The following is a 16,483-nucleotide window of genomic DNA, read 5'->3' on the forward strand; positions in this document are numbered from 1 at the left end:
GGAACTTATCTAATTTTCTGGACTTATCTAAAGTTGGAATGCGGGACAATGGTCCGGTTAAGTGATAGCGACATTCATCAACAGTTCGTCGACGATCTGCTCAGTACTGATTGACTGGGATAAAGCTTCAAAGCTCGGTGTAATTCGATGCCCCAGCACCGACACGACTACTGATCGAACATCGTCTGGCGTCACATGGTCACGTCCTGATAACCAAGCATGTGCTCTGCTGCATTTATCTAATGCGATCGATGCTCGTGGGCTTACACCCACTTCAATCCACTGTTCTAAACGAGAGTCTGGATACAGATGTGGGAAACGCGTTGCCATCACAAGGTCAACAATATACTGTTTGATGGATTGAGAACTATGCACTCGTTTAACGGCTTCTTTACCCGCAGTTATGTGTTCAATACGCCCCATAAATGCCGAATGTGATGAATCAATTTCAGAAGCTTTATCTTTGGCGCTTTGGCTTTCGCTCTCTAAATTAGAGGTGTTTTCACGGATACACAGCTCTTCTTCTCGAACCAAATCAATGATCGCCATTTCAGCCTCATTGTCGGGGTAATCGACTCGCACTTTCATCATAAAACGATCCAGTTGCGCTTCTGGCAATGGATATGTCCCTTCTTGCTCTATAGGGTTCTGTGTCGCAATTACAAGGAAAGGTTCTGGCAATGCGCGAGTCTCACCCGCTACCGTCACGGTTCCCTCAGCCATCGCTTCCAGCAGTGCCGCTTGTACTTTAGCGGGTGCACGATTTATCTCGTCAGCCAAAACCATTGAGCTAAAAATAGGACCGGGTTTAAACGCTAAACTGCCTCGTTCTTGATGATACATTTGCGTACCGGTAACGTCTGAAGGTAACAAATCCGGTGTAAATTGAACTCGGCTAAAGTCCATATTGATAAGCTCTGACAACACTTTAGCGGCACGAGTTTTTGCCGTGCCAGGGAGCCCCTCTAAGAGAATATGGCCGCCTGTCAGCAATGCGATCATCATCGATTTCGTGACATCTTGTTGGCCGATGATCGACTGGTTAGTCTTTTCAATCACATCGTGAATCACTGTATACGTCTCTGTAGACATCACATTACCTTATAAAACTGATGAAGTTGCTCAGCGCTGAAGCGACTAAAGCGAACGTTATTTGGATTGAGATAGATTCTTCAGCTGAGAAACCACGTCTGATGGCGCTACACTTTGTAATTCGTTCAGACAGAGTGTCGCATCCTGACCATCAAGCAACAGCGTTTCACACAGCGCATAAAGATATGCTGGCTGAGCTCGGTGTTGATAGATAGAGCGGTATATTGAAGCTGCCGCTTTGGGATCTTCATCGCGGATCAGCGTGGCATAAATGTAACCATACGAGCCTCGATTTGGTTCCAATTCATAGGCACTGCGTAATTCCCCTAGAGCCTCGTGGCGCTTGTCAGCCCTTAAATAGGCAAGCCCAAGGCTATAATGAAGCGCAGCGGAATTAGGGAATTCTATAAGGGCTTGGTTGAGCACGCGTATTCCCTCGCTCTCTTTGCCAGACTTCTTCAAAAAATCGGCATAAACAATTGAGACTCGAGGATCGTGATATCGGTTTTGCATTGCGAAATAGAGGTCTGTCGCTTTCTGGCGCTCACTTCGGATGTTGTAGATCCAAGCTCGTTCCAAATCTCCATCAATATCCATAGGCAAACGACTGAGGTGTCGCTCTACAGCAGAAGTCAAGATGTCTAAATAGTCACCTTTAAGTTCGGGCCACAATACAATCAGTGTTCTTACTGCTTCTTTCTGTACCAGAACGTTATCGTCATTGAGCAACGGAGCAACTACGTCCCACTTCGCTTTACCTTGCCACTGATCAGCGGCTTGTATTGCCGCTAAACGCATTTCAACATCCGTCGATCGAGATGCTCGCGCAACAGCGATGATCGCATTCGGGCCGTAATGCATCCCTAAGTTGACAGTCGCTGCTGCACGCTGTTCTAACTCTAAGGTTTCATCTTGCGAGTATTCTGCTAATAGTTGTTCACGATGACCGGATGCGGCGCTCGCCTGATTACTATAGTTCTGACTCGAAGCGGAGCTTGCAGCAACCACTACCTGCGAAGTAAAACAAGCCACTATTCCTACAATGCAGCAAACACCCTTTGCCCAACTATGGCGGTGTTTTCCTCTAGCCATAATTAGACTCGCTTTCGACGTTTGATAATGCCGAACTACTTTGAGCTGAGTGCTGTTCAATGAGCTGCTTTGACAACTCGTCTGTTCTCACAAGTAACGCGTGCATGAAGTAAATCTGCTCCGTTTTCGAGAAGTTATGTGCTTCAAGCCAGCGGTTTAATGCCACCATCACCTGTTCGTGCTTAGCGTTTTTCGCACTCGACTCAACAGATAAATACCCCAATGCTTTGAGTGCATGAACAAGCTCAGGATAGTTTGATGCAGGCATTAGCAGACCAATAAACTCAGGGTCTTGCGCCATTATCAATACATCGTGATTGGCTTTTGCAACTTCGTAATTCTCGCGCTTTACGTTGTACTCTTTACCGCATTTGTCATCGTTTGGCAGTTTCTGGCAGTAATTAAACAAGGTTGCAAATTCAGTATACCGTTCACTTTTTGTCTGAGAGGCGACTTCGAGCATCGCGTCTAGTGATGTACGTGCAAAGAGTGATTCAATAGTAGCTGCAACGTCTTGTTGAGCATGGGCGACTTGAGTTAGCAGTGCCAAAGATAATAGTAATGTTTGCTTTAATTTCATGGGTACCGCCCTACTTGTTAAATTGAATCTTGATTGCGTCGTGATTGATTCCCTTGTTAACGGGATATCCCATCGTCGCTACGATCATTGAGATGTAAGGATCTATATGTGAGAAGAATCGCTTCCAACCAGCACACAGGTAGTTCAACCCTGATTCACCATCCAATGTTTTGATAAAACGATTTTTGGGACATTCACCAAAACAGGCGAATTGGTATGTACACGCTCGACATTGATTTGGAAGTGACGCCTCTTTTGCACGCCCAAACTCTTCTTGACCTTGAGAGAATTGCATCTCTTCCAACTGCGCATCATTGATGTTTCCAAGCTTATACTCTGGATATACGTAATGATCACAAGCAAACACGTCACCATTGTGCTCGATAGCCAAACCCTTTCCACACATAGGAGCAAGAGTACAAAGAGGATTAACTCGACCCATCCATGTTTCAACACATGCTTCAAAATACGGCACATGTACTTTACCGATATCATTTTCTAACCACTCATCGAAGATGGTGCATAGAAACTCACCCCATTGATGGTCCGATACGCACCACGATTCAACAATTGAGTTCGGGTGACTAGGTTCTGTTTCTGGCATCCCTTGAAAAATAACGTCTTCATCTGACCACCTCTGTGGTGCGGTATCACGAAATGATTTTGGTTCGACAATTGGAATAAACTGCATCTGTGGTGAACGAACTTCATCACGCAAAAAACGGTAAACATCTAGAGGGTTAGAGCCAGTAAGGTTGTTCACACAAGTCAAGGTCGCAAAATTAACCTCGTGTTTATGTAGAATCTCTACACCTTTCATGGTTTGCTTGAAAGTGCCACGACCTGCGCGGTTGGTGCGATACGCATTGTGGACCATTTCCGGCCCATCAATACTCAAACCTACTAGGAAGTTGTTTTTGCTTAAAAACTTACCCCATTCATCATTGAGCAACGTACCGTTAGTTTGAATGTTATTCTCTATTTTGACGCCCTTTGGGCAGTACTTTTTTTGAAGGCTTACAACATCACGAAAATAGTTAACACCGAGTAAAGTTGGCTCGCCGCCTTGCCAGTGAAATACTATTTCTGGGTAGTTATGCTGTTCAATGTATGTGCGAATATAGGTTTCGAGCATCTCTTTGCTCATTTGTGTGGCACAGCCCTGCTCATGCCCAAGCAATTCTTCCTTGCTCAAGTAGTAGCAGTAAGTACAGTCAATATTACATGCAGCCCCAATAGGCTTAGTCATGATGTTCATTCGCTGTGCTGGTGCTGCTTTCGGCAACACAAGGGTATCGAGTTGAGCTGATTGAGCCATTGTTATTCCTCTTATCGTTCAATCACATTCACTGTGCAACAACTTCCCTAACACCGACCTATATCGGTTATCTGCATCCATTATTCATCAAGCTACTCGTTGGGTAATCAGTAGTATTACGGTATCTACTTACTGCCAGACAACGAAAAAGAGCGACCACAATGGCCGCTCTCTCCTGTTCCCGATGAGCAATTTAAGTTCAAATAAATCTATGCCTTATAGACTGTATTGCTTTGAAAATGCTCGTTGTTGTAACGCAACTCTATTGATACTGAGCACGTTGCCAGATGTTCATCTTCTCAACAATCTGGTCAATTGAGAAAGAGCCCGGTACTTGACGTGGTGGGAATTCTTGGAACGTCTGCAAGAATTGGTATGTTTGAGCAGCACCAAGGTACATGTAAGGTAAATGCTCTACACGCCAGTTCTGGTAGCCCGTACTTTCATGCAGCGCTGACTCGTATGGGTCTTGGCGCAAGTTAAAGATGTATGGGAAACGCAGCTCTTCAAAGGCACATGTCCAAGTTTCAATACCGTGACAGTTGTTCACCGAGAACATCACTTTCCAATCGCCAAAACGAATCGCTGAGATGTCACCGTTATCTGTCGCATAGATAAAGTTCTTACGTGGCCAATTAGGGTTATTGTCAGCTGTCGTGTTTTTGCCTTCCTTAAGCGCAGGCATCAGGTTGTAACCATCTAGGTGTACTTTGTACTCTTTGCCATTAAGTTTGGTGCCTTTCTTCAGCTTCTCTACAAGCTTTGGCTCACCTGCAGCAGCAACAAAAGTGGGAGCCCAATCTAGGTGTGATGCAATTTCATTCGCAACCGAACCAGCAGGGATCTTATTTGGCCAACGCATCATAGCTGGTACGCGGAAACCACCCTCCCATGTTGAGTTTTTCTCACCGTAAAAACGAGATGTACCACCATCAGGCCAACCCCATTTCTCTACGCCATTATCCGTGGTGTAAGAAACAATCGTGTTGTCAGCAATTTTGAGTTCATCAAGTTTATCAAGCAGTTGGCCGACCATGTTATCGTGCTCAACCATTCCGTCACCGTATAAGCCACCACGCTTAGAGATGCCTTTTGACTCTTCTTTTAGGTGAGTCCATACATGCATACGTGTCGAGTTGTACCATAAGAAGAATGGCTTGTTCTCTTTATGCGCACGATCGATGAAGTCCAGAGCCGCTTCTAACGTTTCTTCATCTACCGTTTCCATTCGTTTGATTGTTAACGCACCTGTATCTTCTACACGACCATCAGCGTATGAGTGGATAACACCGCGAGGACCAAACTTTTTCTTAAAGCCCGGCATTTTCGGATAATCTGGATGCTCAGGCTCTTCCTCTGCATTTAGGTGATATAAGTTACCGAAGAACTCATCAAAACCATGCTCTGTCGGTAGTTGAGAGTCCAAATCACCAAGGTGGTTCTTACCAAACTGGCCTGTCATGTAGCCTTTTTCTTTAAGCATTGTTGCAAGTGTTGGATCCTCTGGCTTCATGCCTTGTTTCGCGCCAGGCATACCAACTTTCGTCAAGCCAGTACGAATCGGGTGTTGACCAGTAATGAACGAAGAACGACCTGCAGTACATGATTGATCACCGTAAAAATCAGTAAACAAAACACCCTCGTTCGCGATTCTATCGATGTTAGGCGTCCAGTGACCGGCTTGCCCACGAGTGTATGCACTCACGTTATCGATACCAATATCATCACCCCAGATAGCTAGGATATTTGGACGACTTGTATCAGTGGTCGCATAACTTGCCATTGCAGCAGAAGCAAGTGCTGCTCCCATTGCAAGTTGTAGGAAGGTTTTCTTTTTGAACATAGCTCAAGACCTTTTGTTTTTTTAAACGTAATTTCTTTCCGTGAGCTATTATTTAAGAATCATCGAATGGCGTAATCAGTAGTATTACTGATTCGTCTCAGTCGCCTATCTCTAAAGAAGTAAAATATCCATGAATATGGCGAAGTATTTGACTTATCGTTTAATTAAGCGGTAATTTATTTATATTGCACTGTAATAAGGCGCGCTGTTTACAATGAAAAACATTTCCGATATCTCATTCGAAAAATTAGTCACAGAACAATCCAACGCCCTCATTGGCTCATTACCAAAAGATTTTGATAACACTTGGAAAACCATTGCCAAGCCCGTACTGACTTGGTTTGACATTGACCGCGTCACTCTATTTCCTAACTCCATGATCATGCTAAATGATGGTAAAACGGTATCCGTTTCTCGTGATGGGGTTCCCGAACTTAACCCTCAAATCTTCATCAGTGGAAACTACTTAGATTACTTCAAGTTGCTACGTACCAAAAAAAATTGGCTTACGTTTAGTGAGCAAGAAATGGGCAACCATAAAATTTCCGTAATCAAGACGCTTCATACGGAAGGAGGACGATGGCACGGTATCATACCGCTTAAACTGTTTGGGCAGGACTGGGGAGCGTTATCATTCTCTAGATTTAACAATGAATTAGAACCACTTTCAGACAAAGACATGACACGACTCAAGCTCATCTGCGACATTTGGTTGTGTTATTGGCAGCATTCAACAATGGTAAGGAACTTAAAACAAGACCAACCTACCAACGCCAATGAAAGTGAAAAACTACTGTTATTGACTCCTAAGCAGTGCTCTGTACTTACGTTATTGGCTCAAGGTTTTACTGCAAAACAGTGCGCTGAAAAATTATTTCTCAGTCCAAGAACCATTGAATCCCACAAGTATCGAATGATTGATATTCTTGAACTTGAAAATAACACAGAGCTGATCCAATTCGCTTTAAGAAACGGACTAGGAATAGAACACTAGAACGCCTACCCGACTCGCTCTATTATATAATTACTGTAACAACACCATATACGTTACAGTAATTATACTGATTACTCCTAATTTATACTGTTCGATACTGTCTCCATTAATCGCTAGATCTCATCAATTTATTTTCTATGAATATGACTCGACTCATTACACAGCCAATGCGTTCTGGGTTTCTTCAGACAATAAATTACACTTTGCATCGATTTAATTGGAGTATTCTTATGCCTTCAAAAAACGTCTTAGTCGTTGGCGCTTCTTCTGGTATCGGAAAAGAGCTTGTCATCCAACTTATAGACTTAGGCCATACCGTTTATTGTGGTGCGAGACGACTAGAGAAAATGGTTGACCTCGAAGCGATCGGAGCGAAGATCTTTAAAGTGGACATTCGTAACGAAACTGATGTTGATGCTATGGTCGCAACAATGATCGAAGAGGTGGGTCACATTGATATTGTGTACGCCAACGCAGGTTACGCCATCGCAGGTCCAGTCGAAGAAACGCCAATATCTAAAGTTCAACAACAATTTGATACCAACGTTTATGGCGCTGCACGCCTTGCACGCGCGGTATTACCCCACATGCGCGAGAGAAATTCAGGTCGTATTATCTTCACCAGCTCTATCGCTGGACGCGTCTCTACAAGCATGAATGCTTGGTATTCATCAACAAAACACGCTCTAAATGGCATGGTTAAAGGTCTAGCGCAAGAAGTCGCCGCCTTCAACATTTCAGTATCGACAATAGAACCCGGTGCCGTTCAAACTGAATTCGATGCGATCCAACTTAGTGATATGAAAGCCACATCTTCCAAGCCAGAATACCAAGAGGTCGTGGCTAAATCGCACAACTTTTTAAACAACGCTTACCGCTCTGGCTCTACCCCTCAATCTACAGTCCGACACATGATAAAAGCGGGCTTCGATAGAAAGCCGAGGCTTTGTTACCAAGCCACTCACGATGCAAAACTCATGTATTGGGTGCAGAAAATATTTGGCGAACAGGCTATGGGATCATTATTTACAAGGCTAATCCAAAGAACATCTTTATAAACAAAAACTTCCCCCCCCTCCCTGCCTCATCATTTTAAGCCAACACTCGTTGGCTTTCTTACGCTCTATCAATCTAGTTTAATACTGCGAGATCATAGTTTTAGCTCACCAAATAGCTAATCCGTATTTTTACTGATTCCCTCTTCGCACACCCTCCGTAACATTTCTACATAGCTCACTCACGGTGTGAAGGAGCAACTCTAGCTAAACAATTTTTTGAACATTTTAGGAAAGCGTTATGAGTTTAATCACAATGCCTTTTGTCGATACAGGTTTCGATACAGGCTTACACGTTGTTGCGGGGATCGTTCTTATAGGCACGATAGTTGGTGCACTTTACGCCTTTTGGAAGTTCCACGAACTACCCATTCATCATGCTGACAAAAAGAAACATGGGCAGATGGGCTTGGTGACCATACTCACTTGGATAGGCTTTATCTGGCATTGGGTGTGGGTACTCGCCGTTATTATCGCTTTTGTCGACACTGAACAGAGCATTCGCCGTCTTCGTCATGTTTGGAATGACACAACCCCTTCACAACCAGAACAAACAGGAGAATAACGATGCTTGAAGGTTTAGCTGTTTGGGCTCTATTTATCTACTTACTTCGTCTTATTGGGGTGCCTTGGAAAACACCATTTAAGGTATTTGCCTACGGAGGTGGGTCTATTTGGTTAGTCTTTGTCTGGGTTGGTTTGATCACTTGGGCGCCTATGGATCTATCTGGTGGTTCAGTGGTTCAATCACCTCATATTCAGCTCCGCCCTGGGTCGACACGTGTAACGGGAAACATTGACGCTCTTTACATCTCTCCAAATGACACCATTGAAAAAGGTGAACTGATCTATGAGATTGAGGATGATTCTTACGTTATTGCAGTTAATAAGGCAAAAGCGCAACTCGCGATTGCTGAAATGGCATACAACTCAGCAGTTCAAGATATCAATATTGCTAATACCAATTATCAAACCTCTCTTGAAGATATTGAGATCTTAAAAAATCAAGTGGCGGCTGCGCAGCAAGATCTCACTCTCAAACAACGCACCCTAAAACGCTACGTAGACCAGAATGCCAAGGTGAAAAACACCATAACTGAAAGTGTGTTAGATCAACAACGCACCTTAGTGGAAGTAGCCAAAAATCAACTTACTATTATTGAAGCCCAATACTCAAAATCACTTATCACAGCGAGAAAAAACCTAAACCTTATTGAGAAATCGCAGATCTCCGTAGTGAGTAAAGAAGCAGATCTCCAAAATAAACAGGCATCGCTTGCTCAAGCTGAATGGGACTTGTCGCAAACCAGAATTTACGCACCCACAGATGGTTATGTGACTAATTTTATGGCGCGTGAAGGCCAGTTCGTTGGTGCTATGCCTCGCTTAAAAATGTACAGCAATGAAAAATTTGTTTTGATGCGCATTAACCACCAAGCTTTCCGCAACATCAAAGTGGGACAAGAAGCCGAATTTGCTACTGCGATTTACCCAGGAAAGGTATTTCAAGCCGAAGTCGAAGGCATTGTAGAAGCAACAGGTGAATCGCAAGGCTCTCTTCTTGCGCGAGAAACAAATGTACGTGCAACCACAGGTAAAAATGTGATGAACAAGCACCATTTCGTGAGACTGCGCATTACTGAACCAGACGGATATGACATTCCTGTTGGCGCCGTTGGTTTAGCTTGGGTCAATGCAGAAAAGCCGATTCCATTTCTCAATTTCCTTAATGTAATCCGTGGCATCATTATTCGTATGAAAGCACAGATTTACTACTTGTACAGTATGTAGGTTTCCCATGAATGCATTTCAAAAGGTCTGTGATTTTGTAGACAAAACACACCGAAAAAAAAGCCAAATGGTTCTCTTTGTTGTTTTCGTATTTTTGATCCTCAACATGCGTTAACACCACAACTCTATTCGAAGCCCAGCTCTTTCTAAGATGACCACCTCCCCCTATAGGTGGCTGGGCTTCAATCCATTAGTTCAATTCTCTTTTATGGGTCGTTTAATTTCGCCCCTAGGTACAATGATGATTATGAAAAAATCCCTATTACCCCTATTAATTTGTTCTTCGGTTGCCAATGCAAGTGGCCTACTTTTACAAGAAGCTGTTACCGCGAACGCGGGCACGGCTGGTGCTGGCGACGGTGTTTATACTGAAACCGCTACTGCAAGTTGGACCAACCCTGCAACAATGAGTCACATGGGCGAGCAAAAAACCACGATCAACACCATGGCTCTTTATCTACAAATGGATTACACCGATGGTTCACAAGATTCATCAACTATTGATACTCCAGAAGGCGATGCAAGTGCTGAAACACTGATGCCCTCAGTAGGCATATTCCACGTTCGTCAGATTGCTGAAGCAACTCACATTGGAGTGAATTTCGGTGCTGTGGGCGGCTCATCCATAGAATATGGCGACGATTGGGATGGTGCTAACCATTTAGACAAGGCATTCCTTTCAGCATTGCAACTCAACCCAAATATCAGCTATCAAATTGATGACAACTGGTCTATCGCTGCAGGCATGCAAGTTAACTACGGTATGATTGAGGTAAGTACGTCTGGGTTCGAATCGGATATGGGGAGCGATTGGGCATTTGGGTACAACGCAGGTGCCATGTATAAAGCCAACACGTGGTCAATTGGCCTTAGTTACCGTTCAAAATTGGTTCACGATTTCGACGATATCACGGCTACCCTTACCAATGGTAATGAAGCGCTTGTTGGAACAGAGTTGATCGTACCTGCAATAACCGACTTAAGTGCAAGTTATAACCTCAATAATCAGCTAACCATACTCTCTTCAATCCAATACCATCAATGGAGTGAATTCGCAGAGACTCCTGTATACAATGACACATTGAACGCACGCCCAACCCTACCTCAAGCAATCGACCGCGATTGGGACGATGTATGGAAGTTTGCGATCGGTGCCGACTATCAGCTTAATACTAATTGGGCTATAAAAGCGGGCTTCTCATACGAAACATCTCCGCAAGACGACCCGACAAAACAGTGGGTCGACCTACCGGTGGGCGAACAATATCGCTATTCGTTGGGTGCTAGCACATACTGGGACGATACCCGCATTGACCTCTTCTATGAGTATGCTGACTTTGGCTCTATGGATATCGATCGCTCAGACAAAGCGTACACTCAAATCCAAGGTACATTTGTTGGGAATATCCACTTTATCGGTGCCAACTTCACCTTCTAGTACGCGACATAAAACGCTGAACTCCAAGTTCAGCGTTTTACTTTGATTGTTAGAAGCGATAATCAATACCTATCGAAGCTGTCACTTCTTCCGATGTCTCATCAATACCAAGTGCTTCATTTTGAATCGACATAACATCGTATTTAAACTCAAACATGATGTTGAAATCTTTGCCTTTTACTTTGGTTTTTATGCCCTGTAGCCACATCAAATTAGCGACTTGCATTTCCGCGCCACCATACGATGAACCAAGGTTAATGTTGAATACTGAAAAGTGGGTGTCATTCCAAGGGTGAAGCGCATACATGTTGACTGAGCCTAAATGAGCCTCACTATCACCCAGCAATGTGGTCACATTGTTCGCTGATACACCATTGGGAAGATTGTCTGGATACCCTCCATTCAATGACAATCGTGAATTTAAGACATCAGCAAGATCGTTTGTTAGGAAATCAACATAGGTATAGTTTAACGAAGGGAAAAATAGGGTTCCGTCATCACTTCCCAACGGCAACATGTAACCCGTCGTATACATGTTTGCAGCGCTTTCCAAATGATAGACATCAACATAGACGCCACCAAACGAATCAAAGTGAGCTGCCCTCAATCGTGCATTTTCAGATTGGGTGTAGTACTCCGCAAAACCCACAGTCTGAGAGATATCACTCGTTAATCCAGAAGCACCACCGCCTGCCAGTAGTTTTAGCTCACCTTGATCGTCAGAAAAAACGGCGGCCCTTAAGCTACTATTTCGTGGATCTGCATCATGGTATTTATGACCTTCTGCCCCCTGCTCTGCCAACACTGGAGAAGACGCGAATGCCAACACAACACTGGCTAGTGTCGTTGATGCTGTTTTTATATTTATCATTTTAAAAATCCAATTAGGTGTTTAAGAACTTGGTAAGGAATATAAATCAAATAAAACTCACCAAGCTACTTATACGAAAAATTAGATTTACTTATTTCTTATTTATAGTAACTAAATTAAAGTAGATAAAAACAATGAGGCTAGCATCATGTATAAAAGATACAATGAACAAATTAATTTAAACCACTTACGTATATTTGATGCAATCTATATTCATAGAAGTACAAAATTAGCAGCGTCTGCATTAGGAATAAGCCAATCCGCTGTCAGTCAGACCCTAGCAAAACTACGCGAATATACGGGCGACAAACTGTTCTATTCGTCGAATGGGAAGCTGCAACCCACTCATCGAGCAGACGCCATAGGCTTAGGATTGAACGAACAGATTGAAGCACTTGATAACCGTATATTCGCAGACATTTTTGAAGACCCAAGCACCTTTAACGGGGAGCTGACCATTGCTGTATCGAGTGTTTTCTTAGAAGCTATAGCAACAGAGTTAACCAGCTCCGTTGTGTTTAACCTGTTTCCACAAGCCAAGCTTAAGTTGACGACTTGGACAGACAAGACATTCGAAGCGATTCAGAATAATGAAGTACACATTGGGCTTAATTTTTATCCTATTGATACACCTCAATCAATTCGCTCGGTGCCACTCACCTGCAGCGAACCTATTGTTATTATGAGAAATTCTCACCCTTGGGAAAAAGAAAACTTCGATATCAACTCATTTAACCAATACCCCACAGGTGGAATACTCGTGCCTGGGTTGACCGATTTCAATGCTCTACTTGAGAAACAACACCCTAGTGTATTCGACTTTAAATATCGATCAGCTAGCATGTCAGTTTTAGCGTGTTTAGCAGAACATTCTGATACCTTAGCTATCACTGAATCACTTGCCGCATCAATGTGCAAAGACACAATCACTTGTGTTCAACCGCAATGGTTAAAAGCGATGATTCCTGAAAAAATCAACCACGCGATTTATTACCTTGAGCGCAATCATAATCACCCTCTTTATCAATTTTGTGTCGACGTAGTTAGAAGTTCACTCCAAGAAAAACTCGACACCTTAAATCTAAAGACCATCACGATTTAAATATATCAATAAACTCCGTAAATTTACTGATGACAATTAACAATAAACTCTACCTAATAAGTTTAAATATAAAAACCAACAATCAGTAATTTTACTGATTTTAAATCCTTATTGTTTATATAAAATATTTACACCCCCAAAGATAAGTCAGCTTCAATAGATTATATAGAAGCTGACTCATCACCATAATCTGAACTGATAATTTTATTCGTTCATAGAAAAATGGAATCGAGGAATCTAACTGTGTTCTTTCATCGCTTTTTAAAACCATTCTTGGTGATCGGTGGTCTCGTCACTATGTATGCTGGAATCTACGCCATCAACCCAGAGACTGCACTGCATGATATGAATAATCTGCCTTATGACTCTAACTATGTATTTCTATTTAGACACTGGGGAATTATGGTGGGATTGATGGGCTTCTTTATTGCCGCTTCTGCGTATGTCACTAAATGGCGAGAATCAATCATACTGTACTCATTCCTTGAAAAGCTGTTCATGGTTTACTTATTCGTTTCAAATTTCTTTAACCCAGAGACGGCGCACCTTAACGCCAGTTTCATTCCATTTGCGATCACTGACATTACAATTTGTACATATACGCTTGGCTACTGGTATGAAAATTACCAATTAAGAAAAACCGTCGTAGTTTAAGTCATAGCCGCAATGCGAAACTTGTGTTCAATTCACTAGCGATTTTTATTCAAACCAATTACTTCTAGCTTTCAGTAAAAGGCCGACTGCAGTTCCAGTCGGCCTATTTTTTAAGATTTAGCTGTGCTCTGACTTGCTACAGCTTAGTCCAAGCATCCTTCCAATATAGACTGTCTCCTGGTGCGTAAGACGCGCTTGCACACCACGCTGTATATGGCCAAGGCTTACATTCGTAAACGCCATTGTCACCACCAATGACGCGATCCCCTGCTTGATACGCGGTGCCTGCTACATAATCAGGGTACTCTCCAGGTGGAGGTGTTGTCGTTTCATCGGTAACAGAAAAGCTGTTTTGTGATGAAACCATTTCACCATCATCTGCGACACCCTCAAGTAATAACTGGAAAGTGCCCGCTTCAATGCCTTGCAATTCAATCGTTAAAGGTGATTGGCCATTTACCTCAGTCTGAGATTGCTCAACCACTTTATTTGATGCATCGCGAACACTCACATCAACCGTTAACGTTTCATTGCTAACCAATTGCAGGCTTAGGGTCACTTGGCCATTATTCAGGGCGTATGAAGACGCTAATCCAGTTACACTCAACGTAGGATCGACATCCGGATCGGGTGTCTCACCGCCACAGGAACTGTCTAAAACCTTGCTCCACACACCCCATTCGCCTGTGGTTCCCGGCTCTTCGCCACGTGTCCACCAGCCCGCTTTCCACGTTGAACCATTATGCGATACTTGGTCACCTTCAATATAAACCGTTTCACTGTTCCACGCGTTGGCACAACTTGAGCCGTCTGTTACTGAGACTTTTCGTTCAGCTGTCGTCGTTTGGTTCGCACTGTCGGTCACGCGATATACAAGTGTGTAGTTACCAACCTCGTTGACATCAGCACTGCCTGTTTGCACGATACTGCTGGTTAGGTCACCATCTTCAGCATCACTTGCAGACACGCCAGCCATTGGGTCAAACGCAGCACCAAGTGCAACCGTAGTATCCGAAACACCATCAAATACTGGTTTTTGACTGTAAATTTCTACCGTTCTCGCTTGGGTTGTCTCATTGTTGTCAGTATCTTTCACGCGATAAGTCAGGATATAAGTTCCAAGAACACTGGTTTCCACATACCCTTCCACATCAATTGATGAGGTTAAGTCGCCGTCTTCTTTGTCTGTTGCTGTGACACCTGCCATTGGATCAAACACCGTATTGTGAAGCACACGTGCATTCTCAATGCCTTTGAAAATTGGCTCACCTTCAACCGGTGGAGGCGTTACTTGGCCATGAACGAATGGTCCATAGTCTTTAATGAACTGTTCGTTATATTGCTGGCCATTTTTGTTAGTGCCCATATCCCAGTTGATAGACCACGTCATCACGCCGCGTAACGGTTGCCCTTGAGACGTTAAGCTAGTAAAGGCGTCGTACAAATCTTGTGGATCTTTCACAAAACCTGTCGCTGCGGCATCGATACTTGAAGGGATACCAAACACCAGTTTGTCATGTGGAATCTTATGGAAGCCACGTGTGCCGTTGCTCAGGGAGTCTGAGATGTAATAAATGAACTCTTCTTTCAACTCGTCGTTGTTCTGCGCGATCCAGCCGACGCCATCAACCCAAATACCGTCACCACCTTGATTGTAGAATTGAGGGTTAATCCAATCGTAGTAACCTTCCAAATTGTCAATGTAAGGCACATATTTTCCACCTGTCGTTAGGTACGGGAACTCTGGAGCCATAGTAATAAGGAAGTTTTTGCCTTCAGCACGATAGTGTTCTTTCACTAACTTAAGGGCATCTGGAATGACTGTTTGGTTATTTGCTGCTGTTACTGCAGCTTGCTCAAGATCGATGTCTAGGCCATCAAATCCATAGCGCTCAGTTAGACGAATGATCTCATCAGCAAACGCTCGTTCATCACCGGTTTTAAGCTCTATGTGCGCGTCTGCACCACCTAATGCCAACAACACCGAACGACCTTGTTTATTTAAGTCAGAGATTTGGTCGATAAATTGTTCTTCTGAGAGTCCAATTGTTGGATCTAGTTTAAAGGTTGGAATTCGACCATCCGCCACGTTATACACTTTCATGAACGACACATTCACGATGTTGTACATAGGGTTAACTTCATCCAGAGTGACGCACGGAGCGTTACCACCTTGATAACCACTGCCATCACACCAGTTATGCCAATAACCTACTACGACACCAGAGTCTGGATTTGTCATTGGTGTACTGCTCGCACTAACCATACTCGGCACTGCCACCATTCCCATAGAGATGGCAAGTTGTAACATCGATCGCTTCATCATAAATTCAATACCCCATCAATTGCTGCGCCTATCACAGCATTTGATAATTATTCTATGCATGAATATTTATCAACGAGAACGGGTATTTTTATAAAATAATGTGCATTTATTTGAGTTGTGATTTTAAGTCACAGATTGAGACAAATAATAATATTAGTTTTGACTATTAATAGTGAAATAGACTTGCGATTTTCGCCCCAATAAATAAGAGAAATAAATAACTCACAACACCTTTATAGGTGGTAACAATACCTATCTATTATCCCAACATAGAAATTCAAGCTCAGTTCATCGAAACGTATTACTTGGTGATTCCGTCACCTTGCT

14 protein-coding genes are annotated in these 16,483 nt (G+C 43.2%); 7 read left to right on the forward strand and 7 right to left on the reverse strand.

Going from position 1 to position 16,483, the window contains the following annotated elements; all coding sequences use genetic code 11:
* Positions 1-57 precede the first annotated feature (57 nt).
* The 5 genes from L1D60_RS10060 to L1D60_RS10080 form a co-directional block, all read right to left on the reverse strand.
* A complete protein-coding gene (locus L1D60_RS10060; protein WP_239840955.1) occupies positions 58-1,092 on the reverse strand; it encodes an AAA family ATPase in 1,035 nt (344 codons plus the stop codon).
* A gap of 57 nt (positions 1,093-1,149) precedes the next feature.
* Positions 1,150-2,184, reverse strand: a complete 1,035-nt coding sequence (locus L1D60_RS10065; protein ID WP_239840956.1) for a hypothetical protein — start codon at positions 2,182-2,184, stop codon at positions 1,150-1,152.
* Positions 2,177-2,764 carry a hypothetical protein gene (locus tag L1D60_RS10070; protein WP_239840957.1) on the reverse strand — a complete coding sequence of 196 codons (588 nt, stop codon included), beginning with the start codon at positions 2,762-2,764 and terminating at the stop codon, positions 2,177-2,179. Before L1D60_RS10070 ends, L1D60_RS10065 begins: the two co-directional genes overlap by 8 nt.
* A 10-nt stretch (positions 2,765-2,774) precedes the next feature.
* Positions 2,775-4,082, reverse strand: coding sequence for an anaerobic sulfatase maturase (locus L1D60_RS10075; protein WP_239840958.1), 1,308 nt, complete (start codon positions 4,080-4,082; stop codon positions 2,775-2,777).
* A gap of 262 nt (positions 4,083-4,344) precedes the next feature.
* Positions 4,345-5,892: an arylsulfatase gene (locus L1D60_RS10080; protein ID WP_239841000.1), complete on the reverse strand. Its 1,548-nt coding sequence runs from the start codon at positions 5,890-5,892 to the stop codon at positions 4,345-4,347.
* Between the two features lie 247 nt (positions 5,893-6,139).
* On the opposite strand from L1D60_RS10080, the gene L1D60_RS10085 reads away from it, so the two are divergent.
* The 5 genes from L1D60_RS10085 to L1D60_RS10105 all read left to right on the forward strand — a co-directional run bounded on the left by L1D60_RS10085 (position 6,140) and on the right by L1D60_RS10105 (position 11,203).
* Entirely contained in the window at positions 6,140-6,919 is a 780-nt protein-coding gene (locus tag L1D60_RS10085; RefSeq protein ID WP_239840959.1) for a LuxR C-terminal-related transcriptional regulator, read from the forward strand.
* 230 nt (positions 6,920-7,149) lie between these two features.
* Positions 7,150-7,977 carry an SDR family NAD(P)-dependent oxidoreductase gene (locus tag L1D60_RS10090; protein WP_239840960.1) on the forward strand — a complete coding sequence of 276 codons (828 nt, stop codon included), beginning with the start codon at positions 7,150-7,152 and terminating at the stop codon, positions 7,975-7,977.
* Positions 7,978-8,215: 238 nt separating this feature from the next.
* Positions 8,216-8,539, forward strand: a complete 324-nt coding sequence (locus L1D60_RS10095) for an MFS transporter (protein ID WP_239840961.1) — start codon at positions 8,216-8,218, stop codon at positions 8,537-8,539.
* Between the two features lie 2 nt (positions 8,540-8,541).
* Complete coding sequence (locus L1D60_RS10100) at positions 8,542-9,765, forward strand: efflux RND transporter periplasmic adaptor subunit (RefSeq protein WP_239840962.1); 1,224 nt, start codon at positions 8,542-8,544, stop codon at positions 9,763-9,765.
* Positions 9,766-10,012: 247 nt separating this feature from the next.
* The gene (locus L1D60_RS10105) at positions 10,013-11,203 is read left to right on the forward strand and encodes an outer membrane protein transport protein (RefSeq protein WP_239840963.1); all 1,191 of its coding nucleotides are present in this window, start codon (positions 10,013-10,015) and stop codon (positions 11,201-11,203) included.
* 49 nt (positions 11,204-11,252) lie between these two features.
* On the opposite strand, the gene L1D60_RS10110 is transcribed toward L1D60_RS10105, so the two are convergent.
* Positions 11,253-12,074: a hypothetical protein gene (locus L1D60_RS10110; RefSeq protein ID WP_239840964.1), complete on the reverse strand. Its 822-nt coding sequence runs from the start codon at positions 12,072-12,074 to the stop codon at positions 11,253-11,255.
* A gap of 148 nt (positions 12,075-12,222) precedes the next feature.
* On the opposite strand from L1D60_RS10110, the gene L1D60_RS10115 reads away from it, so the two are divergent.
* Both L1D60_RS10115 and L1D60_RS10120 read left to right on the forward strand, forming a co-directional pair.
* Positions 12,223-13,176, forward strand: coding sequence for a LysR family transcriptional regulator (locus L1D60_RS10115; protein ID WP_239840965.1), 954 nt, complete (start codon positions 12,223-12,225; stop codon positions 13,174-13,176).
* A gap of 243 nt (positions 13,177-13,419) precedes the next feature.
* On the forward strand, positions 13,420-13,830 hold the full coding sequence (locus tag L1D60_RS10120) for a hypothetical protein (RefSeq protein ID WP_239840966.1): 411 nt from the start codon (positions 13,420-13,422) through the stop codon (positions 13,828-13,830).
* A 136-nt stretch (positions 13,831-13,966) separates the two neighbouring features.
* Here the strand turns inward: L1D60_RS10120 and L1D60_RS10125 are convergent, their stop codons facing one another.
* Positions 13,967-16,156, reverse strand: coding sequence for an immunoglobulin-like domain-containing protein (locus L1D60_RS10125; RefSeq protein WP_239840967.1), 2,190 nt, complete (start codon positions 16,154-16,156; stop codon positions 13,967-13,969).
* Positions 16,157-16,483 lie beyond the last annotated feature (327 nt).

The sequence above is a fragment of the Vibrio sp. Isolate30 genome, assembly GCF_022397975.1.
Classification (GTDB): domain Bacteria; phylum Pseudomonadota; class Gammaproteobacteria; order Enterobacterales; family Vibrionaceae; genus Vibrio; species Vibrio fortis.